Origin of the sequence: Rhodovulum visakhapatnamense (assembly GCF_004365965.1) — a bacterium.
Classification (GTDB): domain Bacteria; phylum Pseudomonadota; class Alphaproteobacteria; order Rhodobacterales; family Rhodobacteraceae; genus Rhodovulum; species Rhodovulum visakhapatnamense.
This window is the reverse complement of the sequence record NZ_SOEB01000025.1, coordinates 52,510-64,904: the sequence shown is the minus strand read 5'-3', so window position 1 is coordinate 64,904 and position 12,395 is coordinate 52,510. Positions and strand designations below refer to the sequence as shown.

At 67.4% G+C, this 12,395-nt stretch carries 13 protein-coding genes; 9 read left to right on the top strand and 4 right to left on the bottom strand.

All coding sequences use genetic code 11. The features are described from left to right. Positions 1-85: 85 nt before the first annotated feature. Positions 86-868 (bottom strand): collagen-binding domain-containing protein, encoded by a 783-nt coding sequence (locus tag EV657_RS17890; RefSeq protein ID WP_134079171.1) that lies wholly within the window; start codon positions 866-868, stop codon positions 86-88. A gap of 354 nt (positions 869-1,222) precedes the next feature. Between EV657_RS17890 and speD the strand changes: the two genes are divergently transcribed. After that, positions 1,223-1,729 carry an adenosylmethionine decarboxylase gene (gene speD / locus EV657_RS17885; protein WP_075785835.1) on the top strand — a complete coding sequence of 169 codons (507 nt, stop codon included), beginning with the start codon at positions 1,223-1,225 and terminating at the stop codon, positions 1,727-1,729. A gap of 17 nt (positions 1,730-1,746) precedes the next feature. Here speD and EV657_RS17880 read toward each other — a convergent pair whose 3' ends face one another. After that, positions 1,747-1,944 (bottom strand): DUF1127 domain-containing protein, encoded by a 198-nt coding sequence (locus EV657_RS17880; RefSeq protein WP_113668629.1) that lies wholly within the window; start codon positions 1,942-1,944, stop codon positions 1,747-1,749. Between the two features lie 120 nt (positions 1,945-2,064). On the opposite strand from EV657_RS17880, the gene EV657_RS17875 reads away from it, so the two are divergent. Together EV657_RS17875 and speE are read left to right on the top strand one after the other, a co-directional pair. Then, a complete protein-coding gene (locus EV657_RS17875; protein WP_134079170.1) occupies positions 2,065-2,745 on the top strand; it encodes an ArsR/SmtB family transcription factor in 681 nt (226 codons plus the stop codon). Between the two features lie 46 nt (positions 2,746-2,791). Further along, positions 2,792-3,652: a polyamine aminopropyltransferase gene (gene speE, locus EV657_RS17870; protein ID WP_113668627.1), complete on the top strand. Its 861-nt coding sequence runs from the start codon at positions 2,792-2,794 to the stop codon at positions 3,650-3,652. A gap of 165 nt (positions 3,653-3,817) precedes the next feature. Here the strand turns inward: speE and EV657_RS17865 are convergent, their stop codons facing one another. Continuing rightward, entirely contained in the window at positions 3,818-4,822 is a 1,005-nt protein-coding gene (locus EV657_RS17865; RefSeq protein WP_243837722.1) for a DUF6456 domain-containing protein, read from the bottom strand. A gap of 322 nt (positions 4,823-5,144) precedes the next feature. Between EV657_RS17865 and EV657_RS17860 the strand changes: the two genes are divergently transcribed. Continuing rightward, entirely contained in the window at positions 5,145-5,447 is a 303-nt protein-coding gene (locus EV657_RS17860) for a DUF6477 family protein (RefSeq protein WP_075785830.1), read from the top strand. Between the two features lie 51 nt (positions 5,448-5,498). On the opposite strand, the gene EV657_RS17855 is transcribed toward EV657_RS17860, so the two are convergent. Continuing rightward, a complete protein-coding gene (locus EV657_RS17855; protein ID WP_134079167.1) occupies positions 5,499-7,049 on the bottom strand; it encodes a trimethylamine methyltransferase family protein in 1,551 nt (516 codons plus the stop codon). A 259-nt stretch (positions 7,050-7,308) separates the two neighbouring features. On the opposite strand from EV657_RS17855, the gene EV657_RS17850 reads away from it, so the two are divergent. From EV657_RS17850 to EV657_RS17830, 5 genes are all read left to right on the top strand, one after another. Then, positions 7,309-8,364, top strand: coding sequence for a delta-class carbonic anhydrase (locus tag EV657_RS17850; RefSeq protein WP_243837720.1), 1,056 nt, complete (start codon positions 7,309-7,311; stop codon positions 8,362-8,364). 66 nt (positions 8,365-8,430) lie between these two features. Beyond that, a complete protein-coding gene (gene guaA, locus EV657_RS17845; protein WP_134079165.1) occupies positions 8,431-9,987 on the top strand; it encodes a glutamine-hydrolyzing GMP synthase in 1,557 nt (518 codons plus the stop codon). Beyond that, positions 9,984-10,259, top strand: coding sequence for a putative quinol monooxygenase (locus EV657_RS17840; RefSeq protein WP_243837718.1), 276 nt, complete (start codon positions 9,984-9,986; stop codon positions 10,257-10,259). The genes guaA and EV657_RS17840 overlap by 4 nt, the downstream gene beginning before the upstream one ends. Positions 10,260-10,269: 10 nt before the next feature. Next, the gene (locus tag EV657_RS17835; RefSeq protein WP_134079162.1) at positions 10,270-11,178 is read left to right on the top strand and encodes a DMT family transporter; all 909 of its coding nucleotides are present in this window, start codon (positions 10,270-10,272) and stop codon (positions 11,176-11,178) included. A gap of 63 nt (positions 11,179-11,241) precedes the next feature. Beyond that, the gene (locus tag EV657_RS17830; protein ID WP_134079160.1) at positions 11,242-12,348 is read left to right on the top strand and encodes a hypothetical protein; all 1,107 of its coding nucleotides are present in this window, start codon (positions 11,242-11,244) and stop codon (positions 12,346-12,348) included. Positions 12,349-12,395: the final 47 nt, after the last annotated feature.

Sequence of the window (12,395 nt, the reverse complement as noted above, 5' to 3'; positions counted from 1 at the left end):
TCCAGATCGATCCGTCCCCCGCTGCCGACCGGGTTGATCTGCCCGGCCGGCAACCCCCGCAAACTGTGTGAGAGCTGGGGTCATTCTAAAACAAGTTCCAGATGATGCGCTGGCCGTCGCTGGCCTGCAGGCCCAGCATGTTGTCCTCGATCAGGATCGAAGACCCCGCGACGTTCAGGATCAGCGTGTCGGCCGCGCCAAGGTTGAAGTCGATCTGACCGATCGAGCCGCCGAAATCGGAGATGTCGAAGTTGTAGACGCTGATGCCGCCGCCGGTCGCCGCGATGTTCAGCGTGTTGCCGCCACCGCTGACCGTCGCCGTTCCGGTGGCCGCCAGTTTCGACAGATCCTCGGACGCCTGGTTCAGCGTGTCGACGACATCGGTCGGAAACAGCGCCTCGAACGCGGTGTTGCCCGCAAGCCCGTCTTCGACCCGAACACCGTCAAAGGAGGGCGTTTCCCTGTTGTTGATGTTGGTCGTGGGCGACAGCGTGCCACCGGCCAGCACCTCGCCGGTCCGCTCGACACCGAACTGCACGGTATCGACAGAGACGTCGCCCCGGACCGCCAGGGTGGTGCCGTTGCTTCCGATGCGAACGCCGCCGGATCCGGTCACGTTGCCTTCGACGATCACGTCGGCATAGTCCGAGGCCGGAAGCGGGCGATTGGCGAAATCCGCCTTGCCGGCCGAAGCCACCAGATTGCCGCCCACATAGGCGCGGCCGTAATTGTCCTGGTTGGTGTCGAGATCGCCTGCGGTGACGATCGAGAACTGGGCAAGGATCTCGGAGGCCGAAAGGGTCGCCGCGGGCGCAGCCGCTCCGAGCGAGACCGCCATCGCGGTCCCAAGCAGGAATTCCATTTTCATTTCAAGTATTCCCCCAAAAAGAACTCGTACAGGGATCTCCGCAGCGGCCCCCACCGGCACGGCCCCCAATGGATAGGCTTTTAATTGTTCCAGCTCGACACGGCAAGAACCGCATTCCGGACCTCGCCGAAAGCGCGCGATCACGCGACGTCACCGAACGAGGCGCGCCGCAACGCGGCAGGTTTTGGTGCGACATGGGGCACTTTCTGGGCCTTTTCGCGAGTTTTCTATTGATCGAATCCGAAACCTTCCCTAGGTGAGCCGGACGATCGGACCCGATCCCAACTTCGGATCTTCCCGGGGGGGCGCTAAGGGACCGGCTGGATTCAATCTGCTGGTAAGAAGGGGCGCGCCATGACTGACGCCAACCTCTTCCGACTGGGGATCGGTCTGGAGACAGGCGCCCATGCGGAAGATCACCGCGGCCATGCGGCCGTCAACGCCACTCGCGACGTCTTTGACGACGCGCGTGACGATCATTTCATACGCCGTGACGGCCGGATCTTCGCCGGAACCCATCTCATCATCGAGGTGGTCGACGGCGAGGGGCTCGACGACGAGGCCCGGATCCAGAAGGCGTTCCGCGACTGCGTCGACGAATGCGGCGCGACGCTTCTGCACATCCACACCCACAAGTTCAGCCCCCAGGGCGTGAGCGGGGTGGCCGTGCTGGCCGAAAGCCATATCTCGGTGCACACCTGGCCCGAGATCGGCTATGGCGCCTTCGACGTCTTCATGTGCGGCGATGCCGAGCCGTGGCGGGCGGTCGAGGTGCTGCGTGCGGCCTTCGACGCGGGCGATATCCGGGTCAAGGAGCTGCTGCGCGGCGAGGACGTGGTGGCCGCGCGCGTCGCGGCCTGACACGGACGCATCGCCGGTCAGCCGCGCCAGAACGGTCGCGCCGCCTCGCGGCGCGCCGTCTTGGCGTCGATGCCGATATCCTGCAACAGGGGCGGTGCCAGCCGGGCCAGATCCGCCCGGGTGCGATGGTTTCTGAGCCAGCGCGCGAAAAGCCGCGCAAGCGGCCCGGTGCTGGCCCTGCGGATCGGGAACAGGACGGTTTGGCGGACGGTCATGGCGGTCTCCCAGGGATGTGCACCGGGGCCGATCCTGCCCGCATTGCGCGCCCCGGTGTTTCGGCCCCGACCGAAGGGTTTCGACTTGACCCCGATGACGAGCCCCGGAAGGCTGGCCCCATGAAGGACGGTCCCGACATTTCCCGCATTGCCGCGCTGATCGGCGACCCGGCCCGCGCGTCGATCCTGACGGCGCTTTTGTCGGGCCGGGCGCCGAGCGCGGGCGAACTGGCCTGCGAGGCCGGGATCGCGCCTGCTACCGCCTCGGGGCATCTGGCGCAGCTGACCGAGGCCGGGCTGATCTGGCCGCACAAGCAGGGCCGTCACCGCTATTTCGCGCTGGCCGGAGACGAGGTCGCAAGCGCACTCGAGACGCTGAGCGGGCTTGCCGCCGCCAAGGGCCATCTGCGCAGCCGCCCCGGCCCGCGCGATGCAGCCCTCCGCGAAATCCGGGTCTGTTACGACCATATGGCGGGCGCCCGCGCGGTCGCGATCTTCGACAGCCTCGCGGCGCGCGGGTATCTGACCGTCACGCGCGAGGACGTGGCCCCGACCGACCGGGGCGCGGCCTTCTTCGCCGGGCTCGGCATCCCCCTGCCCCGGACCGGACCCGGGCGGCGCCCGCTCTGCCGTGCCTGTCTGGACTGGAGCGAGCGACGCTCGCATCTCGCGGGCGCGCTGGGCGCGGCGCTTCTGACCCGCTGTCTCGAGGCCGACTGGCTGCGCCGTCCGGCCCGGGGGCGCCATCTTCATCTGACCCCGGCGGGCGCGCAGGCCCTGGCCGAGGCCTTTCCGACCTGACCCGCGCGGCCGGGTCCCCATCCGACAGATCTCAAGGAGCGACGCGATGACCGACACCCCGATCCCGGGCTGGACCCTCGAACGCCTGCACAAGGGCTATGGCCAGGCGCTGGAGGAAACCGAGGTGCTGTATGACAGCCAGACCGACCACCAGCGGCTGCGGGTCTTCGAAAACCCGCGCTTCGGGCGGGTGATGACGCTCGACGGCGTGGTGCAGGTGACCGAGGCCGACAACTTCATCTATCACGAGATGCTGACCCATGTGCCGATCCTCGCCCATGGCGCGGCCAGGCGGGTGCTGATCATCGGCGGCGGCGATGGCGGCATGGCGCGAGAGGCGATGCGGCATGCTTCGGTCGAGAGCGTGACAATGGTCGAGATCGACGCGGGCGTGGTCGAATTCTGCAAGACCTATCTGCCCGGCATCAGCAAGGGCGCCTTCGACGACCCGCGGCTGACCCTCGTGATCGACGACGGGGCCGCCTTCATGCGCAAGACCGACCAGAAATTCGATGTGATCGTCGTCGATTCCACCGACCCGGTCGGCCCGGGCGAGGTGCTCTTCACCGACACCTTCTACGGCCATGCCAAGCGCGCGCTGACCGAGGGAGGCATTCTGGTCACCCAGAACGGCGTGCCCTTCGTGCAGGGCGAGGAACTGACCAATTCGATGCGCGCCTTCAAGGCGCTCTTTGCCGACTGGGGCTGCTATATGGCGACGGTGCCCACCTATGCCGGCGGGCCGATGGCCTTCGGCTGGGGCACCGACGGGCCGGGGCGCGGGGCGACGCTGGCCGAGATCGAGGCGCGGTTCGCGGCGGCGGCCATCGAGACCGACTATTACACGCCCGAGATCCACAAGGCGGCTTTCGCGTTGCCGGGCTATGTCCGGCGGCTGATGCCCTGAGGCACGGAGCCGGACAGCCGTGAGGGCGGGCGCGCCGCCCGGGGCCAGCGGCCCCCGGGCGGCACCTGACGGCCCATGCGGAGGGACTGTTTGCCACCGCCGTATGGGCCGGTTCGGCGTCGGGGGGCGGTTCGCACCCCGCCCCCCCCCACACGCCGGCTGCGCCTAGCCGATCAAGCCCGACCGGTCGCCCAGCGTGTCGTAGTGCCGTTTCAGGCGTTGCAGAGCGATCCGCAGCACGATCTTGCCCGAGCGCGCCGACCAGCCCATGCGCTGCTCGGCCTGCTCCAGCCCTTCGAGAAAGCAGCAGCAGCGCAGCGCCACGTCGCCAAGCCCCGGACCCAGCTCGCGCAGCGCCGCGGCCACGCGGTCCCGGGCCGCGGCCGAGCCTCCGGATGCTCCATCCGCGCCGAAGAACGTCCCGCGATCGCCCCCGGTGAGGAACCGGTCCCAGTTCTGGGCCACCCGCGGCCCCAGCTGCGCTACCTCGAAATCCTCGCGCAGCCGTTCGCCTGCCGCCACCAGGTCGTGGCTCAGGAACGGGTGGCCGTCCTTCTCCTTTCGCCGTGCCAGAATGGCCAGCGGCGACTCGGCGCGGTTGAAACGGATCCGCTCGGCGCGGGCGTTCTTCTGCACCTCCCAGTCGCGATGCTGGGCGGCAAAGGGTGTCGGCGCCTCGCCGAAGCCTTCGCGCCGCTCGATCTTTTCGGCCTGCAGCCGCTTGAACGCGGCGCGCCCGGCGGTGCTGATGTCGTAGATCGTTACCCGGCCACGGTTGCGGCAGGTGATCCAGTCCTTCAGGGCGAAGGCCTCGGCAACCGAGCGATCCACCACGGCGGTCCGGGTGGTCTGGCCATCGGCGCTTTCGCGCAGAATGGCAGCCTTCTCCATGTCGCGGGCGACCGCCATGAAGGCACCGGGTTCGTTCAGGCGCCGCAGCAGGCGCAGAGCCTCGCGGTCGATCGTGGACTCGTCCGCTGCCGGGGGCCGCGGGCGCGTTGTCGGAGACATATGGGGGCTCTCCTTCTGGGGGGCGGACGCATCGGACTGGCCGCCAAGCCGGTTCAGCGCGTCGTCGATGAGGGGGTCGTCCCGCCGGGTTTCGACCCGGCGCACCTGACGCATGACCGTCGAGGGATGGCACCCCTCGATCCGGGCTAGTTCGCGCAATGAAACGCCTGCCTCGGTATGCGCCAGATATAGCCGCGCCGCCTGCGGGAGCCAGGCCGGAGCGGACTGATTTGGGCACTGCGTTCCCACAACAAACCTCTCTTGAGCTTTTTGGAGAGGCGGTCCCATGGAGCACCAGGCGACCGCACAATACAATCCAAGGTTGTTTTGGTTACCGTTTGGTTAAGAATAAATCCACACGTTCATTCTTGTTTCCAAATCATAAAAATTTCTGTGGATAACGCGCGCCCAAAATGCCGGATGCGCAACACCCGCTCAGGTTGTGCGAGGATGCCTCCTGTCATCACTCGGAGATCGCGCCATGAACATGCTTCCCGCCACGCTCGCCACGCTGCGCCGCCCTCGCCTGCTGGTCCGTGCGGCCAGGTTCGGCCTTGGCGATTATCGCCGCGAACGCGACCTCGCGCGGCTCATGCAGGGGCGGCTGCCGGACAACGCCCAGACGGTGCTGGCCTGGCTGATCGATCAGGAACAACGAATGGAAGCCATCCGGCAGTCGGGAGACGCCGGGTACTCGACCGCGCGGCATATCGAGCTGCTGATCGCCCTGATGGCCGAAGCCCGGCTGATCTGCGATTTCGAAAGCCAGCGGACGACAGAGTGAGGGGCGGGCCCGGCCAGGGCCGAGCCGCCCCTCACCGGGGCAGGTCTCCGGTCAGACGAAGGCGTCTGGCATGTCCGCCTTGCGCCGGGCCACGTAATCCTCGACCGCCTCGCGTCGCGCCGGATCGAGCGGTGGCGCCTCGTAGCGCGCCAGAAGCCGGGTGACCCGGTCGGCCGCAAGCGTGGCCGTGTCGCGCGCGCCTTCCTCGTCCCAGGTCTCGAAGGGCTTGTAGTCCAGAAGGTCGGTGCGCCAGAACGCGTCGCGAAAATGCGCCTGGGTATGGGCGCAGCCAAGGAAGTGCCCGCCAGGGCCCACCTCGCGCAGCGCGTCCATCGCCTGCGCCGCCGGGTCGGTGGCAATGCCCGCCGCCATCCGGTGCAGCGCGCCAAGCTGGTCGGCATCCATCACGTATTTCTCATAGCTCGCGACCAGCCCGCCTTCCAGCCAGCCCGCCGCGTGCAGCATGAAGTTGACCCCGCCCAAGAGCGCCGCGTTCAGCGTGGCGGCGGTTTCGTAGGCGGCCTGCGCGTCTGGCAGCTTGGACCCGCAAAGCGCGCCCCCCGACCGGAACGGCAGCCCCAGGCGCCGCGCAAGCTGGCCCGCGCCGTAAAGGATCTGGCTGGCCTCGGGCGTGCCGAAGGTGGGGGCCCCCGAATTCATGTCGATCGAGGTAACGAAGGCCCCGAAGATCACCGGCGCGCCGGGCCGCACGAGCTGCGAATAGGCCACGCCCGCCAGAACCTCGGCCAGCACCTGGGTCAGCGTTCCCGCCACCGTCACCGGCGCCATCGCGCCGCCCACGATGAAGGGCGAGACGATGCAGGCCTGATTGGCCGCGGCATAGACCTCGAGCGCGCCCATCATCGTCGCATCGAAGGTCAGCGGCGAGTTGATGTTGATGAGCGAGGTCATCACCGTGTTCTCGGCCACGACGTCCTTGCCGAACAGCAATTCGCACATCGCCACCGAATCCCGCGCCCGCGAGGGTTCGGTGACCGAGCCCATGAACGGCTTGTCGGACAGGGTCATGTGGGCATGGATCATGTCGAGATGGCGCTTGTTCACCGGCACGTCGGTCGGTTCGCAGACGGTGCCGCCCGAATGGTGCATCCATTTCGACATCTGGCCCAGCTGCACGAAGCGGCGGAAATCCTCCATCGTCGCATAGCGCCGGCCGCCGTCGATATCGCGCACGAAGGGCGGTCCGTAGACCGGTGCCAGCACCAGGTTGCGCCCGCCGATCTCGACATTGCGCTCGGGGTTGCGGGCATGCTGGACAAAGCGGGCGGGCGCGGTCGCGCAAAGCTTGCGCGCGAGGCCCCGCGGGATGCGGACCCGTTCGCCCTCGATCTCGGCGCCCGCCTCGCGCCAGCGCGCCAGCGCGCCCGGGTTGTCGACGAAATTGACCCCGATCTCGGCCAGCACGGTTTCCGCATTGGCCTCGATCAGTTCCAGCGCCTCGGCGTTCAGGATCTCGAAATCGGGAATGTTGCGGGTGATGAAGCGCGCGGTCTCGATGCCCGCATTGGTGCGCGCGGCCCGGCGCGCGGCGCCGCCGCCCCCCCGGGCGCGGCGCCCTGCGTTCCCCTCAGCCTCGGACATGCACGTCTCCCGTCGATCTGGTCCAGCCTTTCCCGGTTCTAGCGCCGATGCCGCGCCAAGGGCCGCGCGGTTTGCGCCGTTTCCTTCGCCGTCCGCGACATCGGCCCGCGCCGTCGCCAAGGTTCCGCCCCATTCGCGCGGACAGGCGCCCAAGCACGTCCAGAAATTTCCCGAAGGCCGCCCATGACCGGCCCCGCGGGAGCCGCGTTTTGACGGCAGGTCTGAAAGCGTCGCGTCCGCGCGCGACGCCGCCCGGGAAATGCCCGCCGAGCCGGCGAAAACCGGCCCGACCGACACCTGCCTGCCCTCTGGCGACCGGGCGGGCCACAGCCAGCCGCTTTGCCCGGTTGCGACCTCGCATCCGCGCCCGATCCGCACGACAGAGAGGACCGAGATGTCGAATCTCCTGCCCACCCTTCTTGCCGCGACCGCCCTTGCGATTGCCGGAGGCATCCTGGCCACGCCCGTTCCGGCCGACGGCACCGCTCACGCCACCCGGATGGCCGCCGCAGATCCCGCGGCGCATGGGGATGCGGACGGGCATGGGGGTGGACATCATGGGGCCGCGCGCGGCACCCACGCCCTGGCTGACGGGCTTTGCCACGGCTTCGGACCGCAGGCGCCGCGCGACATCTCGATGACCCGCGGCAGCAACGGGCGGATCTTCAACATGGCCCCGCCCGCCTCCGAGCTGAACCTCTGCAACATCCACACCCATACCAATGCCGAACATTCCGGCCCCGGCTTCTCGATCAGCGCGGGCACGGGCGAACATGGCGGCTTCAGGTGCAACGAGACCGCCAGCCTGACCGAACAGGAGCTGAAAGACCCAGCTGCCGGGCAAGGCGCCTTCCACGGCGCGAAGCCGGGCGACACCATCGAGGTCCACTGGGTCTACAGCTCGTGCGACGTGGCCCCGGGCAAGGGGCTGGGCTCGTGCATGTCGGAAACCTGCCAGAACCCGCAACTGCGGGTCGAGGCGCAGGTCTTCCTTCTGGTCAACGATCACAATGCGCTCGACTTCAAGGACTTCATCTATCGCGGCACCCAGGTGAACGGGCTGCACCAGCCGCGCGCCCTGCCCCAGGGCACCGGCACGCCGGTCCTCTACGCCGGTTCGACCACCGGCCCGAAATACACCGAAGCCACCTGTTCGCCGCTGCAGGTGACCTGGTCGGTGCGCCCGTCCTGCGCCAAGCTCGATATCAATTCGCTTTACGAATGGGCCGCCGTTGGCAACGTCTTCCAAGAGGATCACAGCCACGGCGTGCGTCCGCTCGTGACCGCCGAAGAACTCTTGTCGCCGATCCGCTGACCGCCCCCGCCGGGGGCCGGTTCCGGCGGGATTGCCACGGCGCATGGGGTCGCATATTGAGACCCCATGAGCACCCATGACCGCCTTCTCATCGTCGATTTCGGAAGCCAGGTGACGCAGCTGATCGCGCGCCGCCTGCGCGAGCTGAACGTCTATTGCGAAATCCATCCCTACCAGAATGTCACCGACGCCTTCCTGGCCGACTTCGCGCCCAAGGCGGTGATCTTCTCGGGCGGGCCTGCCTCCGTGCTGGACGGAGGTTCGCCGCGTCCGCCCGAGAGCGTCTTCGCCCTTGGCGTGCCGATCCTCGGCATCTGCTACGGCCAGCAGGTGATGATGCAGATGCTGGGCGGCCGGGTCGAACGGGGCCATGGCACCGCCGAATTCGGCCGCGCCTATGTCACCCCCTCGGCCGAGCGGATCGACCTGCTGTCGGGCTGGTTCGCCCAAGACCGCGAACAGGTCTGGATGAGCCATGGCGACCATGTGGCCGAAATCGCGCCGGGATTCACCGTCTACGGCACCTCGCCCAACGCGCCCTTCGCCATCACCGCGGACCTCTCGCGCAACTTCTTCGCCGTACAGTTCCACCCCGAGGTGCACCACACGCCGAACGGCAAGACGCTTTACGAGAATTTCGTGCGCCTTGCGGGCTTCACCGGCGACTGGACCATGGGTGCCTATCGCGAAGAGGCGATCCGCAAGATCCGCGAGCAGGTGGGCGATGCCAAGGTCATCTGCGGACTTTCGGGCGGCGTCGACAGCTCGGTGGCGGCGGTGCTGATCCACGAGGCGATCGGCGATCAGCTGACCTGCGTCTTTGTCGATCACGGGCTTCTGCGGCTGAACGAGGCCGAAGAAGTCGTGGCAATGTTCCGCGACAACTACAACATCCCGCTGATCCATGCCGATGAATCGGACCTGTTCCTGGGCGCGCTCGAAGGCGTCAGCGACCCCGAGGTCAAGCGCAAGACCATCGGCAAGCTCTTCATCGACGTCTTCCAGAAGCACGCGGCCGAGGTCGGCGGGGCCGAATTCCTGGCCCAGGGCACGCTTTACCCCGACGTGATCGAATCCGTCAGCTTCTCGGGCGGGCCATCGGTCACCATCAAGTCCCACCACAATGTGGGCGGTCTGCCCGAGAAGATGGGCCTCAAGCTGGTCGAGCCGCTGCGCGAGCTCTTCAAGGACGAGGTCCGGGCGCTGGGCCACGAACTGGGCCTGCCCGCCAGCTTCATCGGCCGCCACCCCTTCCCCGGTCCGGGCCTCGCGATCCGCTGCCCCGGCGAGATCAGCCGCGAAAAGCTGGAGATCCTGCGCAAGGCCGATGCCGTCTATATCGACCAGATCCGCCGCCACGGGCTGTACGACGAGATCTGGCAGGCCTTCGTCGCGATCCTGCCGGTGCGTACCGTGGGCGTGATGGGCGACGGGCGCACCTATGACTATGCCTGCGCGCTGCGCGCCGTGACCTCGGTCGACGGCATGACGGCGGACTATTATCCCTTCACCCACGATTTCCTGGGCGAAACCGCGACGCGGATCATCAACGAGGTCAAGGGCATCAACCGGGTGACCTACGACATCACCTCGAAGCCCCCGGGCACCATCGAATGGGAGTGACCGTCACCGGTTGGATCGAGGCCCCGCCCGAACGCCGTGCGCAGCTGCGCGCGGCCGCCGCCGAGCATCTGCGCCTGACCCGCGCCGAGCCCGGCTGCGTGCGGTTCGAGATGCACGAAGATCCCGACCGGCCGGGACGGTTCCTGCCGGACGAGGAATTCACCGATGCCGCGGCCTTCGACGCCCACCGCGCCCGCAAGGCGGGCACCGCCCGTGACAGTGCCGCCGACGGCCCCCCCAGAGACCTGAAGATCGCGGGTCTGCCCGAATGAGCGCGCCGTCATGACCCCTGTGCTCCGGGCGGCCCTGTGGATGACCGGAGCGATCACCGCCTTCTCCTCGATGGCGGTTGCGGGGCGAATGGTCTCGGTCGAGCTCGATACCTTCGAGCTGATGCTCTACCGCTCGCTGATCGGCCTCGGGCTGGTGCTGGCGGTCGGCGGGACCTTGGGGCGGCTGGGCGAGATTTCGCGCCGCCAGCTCGGTTTGCATGCGCTGCGCAATGTCTGCCATTTCACCGGACAGAACCTGTGGTTCCTGGCGCTGGGCCTGATCCCGATGGCACAGGTCTTCGCCCTGGAATTCACCTCGCCGATCTGGGTCGCGCTGCTGGCCCCCGCCATTCTGGGCGAGAGGCTGACCCCGACCCGGGCGCTGGCGGCCTTCATCGGCTTTCTCGGCATTCTCCTCGTGGCCCGGCCGAACCCGGCCGCGCTGGAACCCGGGGCGATGGCCGCCGCGGCCGCCGCGATCTGCTTTGCCGGATCGGCGCTGTTCACCAAACGGCTGACGCGCAGCCAGTCGATCGTCTCGATCCTCTTCTGGCTGACGGCCATGCAGACCGTGCTCGGCCTTGCCTGCGCGGGCATCGACGGCCAGATCGCCTGGCCCTCGCCCGCCGCCTGGGTCCCGCTGACCGTGATCGGGCTGGCCGGGCTCACCGCGCATTTCTGCCTGACCAGTGCGCTGGCGGTCGCGCCCGCCAGCATCGTCATGCCGCTCGATTTCCTGCGCCTGCCCGTGATCGCGCTGGTCGGCATGATGCTTTACGACGAACCCCTCGATCCGTTGGTCCTTGTCGGTGCGGCAATTATTCTCGGGGCCAATTTCCTCAATTTGCGCGGAGAAGTGGGACGCCCGCGACACGCTGGTCAGGAAAACCGGATGGCCCCCCGGCGAACGTCGCGTTAGCAATTGACCGGTGAAGCCCGCGCCCGCTAGCCTTTTGTAAAAGTCAAAAAGTGGGAGGAAAGAATGAAATATGCCGTTGGGGCGGCCGTTTTGGCTGCTGTTACGACAGGCCCGGCCTTTGCGGGCGGGATCGAGAGATCGGTCCCCTCGGTCGGGATCCTTTTCGAACAGGGCACCTATGTCGAACTGGGCTTCAGCCGGTTCAGTCCGGATGTGAGCGGCAAGTCGCGGAGCGCCCCCGGGCTTGGCTCTGGCGACATGGCGCCGGGCTATAACAGCTATGCGCTGGCCTTCAAACAGGACCTTGGCGAGTCCGTCGATGTCGCGCTGATCCTCGACGAACCGATCGGTGCGGATGTCGCCTATCCGAGCGGAACGAACTATCCCTATGGCGTGCCCTCCCCAGGCCTCGCGAATGCCCGTGCCGACATCAACTCAACCGGCTTGACGGCACTTCTGCGGTATGAACTGCCGTCGAATATCAGCCTGATCGGCGGGGTGAGGGCTCTGAAGACATCGGGCACGGTCGCGCTTCCGGGCATCGGCAGCTATTCGATGACCTCCTCGACCGAGACGGATTTCGGCTATGTTCTCGGCATTGCCTGGGAAAAACCCGAAATCGCGGCGCGCGTCGCCCTGACCTACAATTCCTCGATAACCCACGACTTCAATACTTGGGAGGAAAGCCTCGTCAACCCGGGCGGGTCGGCCACCAAGCTCGAGACCGAAATCCCGCAATCGCTGATGCTGGAATTTCAGACCGGCGTTGCGGCCGATACGCTTCTGTTCGGCTCGATCCGCTGGGTCGACTGGACCGCCTTCGAGATCGATCCCACGGTTTATGGCCAGATCCCGGGGATCACCGACGCGCTGGTCTCCTACAGTAACGACGTTATCACCTACAACCTCGGGCTCGGACGCAAGTTCAACGACAACTGGTCCGGTGCGATCCTGGTGGGCTATGAAAAGCACGAGGGCGATGAGGTCGGAAACCTCGGCCCGACCGACGGCTTCCGGTCGATCGGGCTGGCTGCGACCTATACCCGGGGCGCGATGGAGGTTACCGGCGGCGTCCGCTATGTTGAAATCGGCGACGCCACGACCTCGCTCGGCAAGTTCGACGGCAATGATGGCCTCGGCTTCGGGGTTCGGGTCGGCTACCGGTTCTAGGCTGCGCCGCGGCGCAACAGCGACGCCCCGGCCCCGGCCGGGGCGTT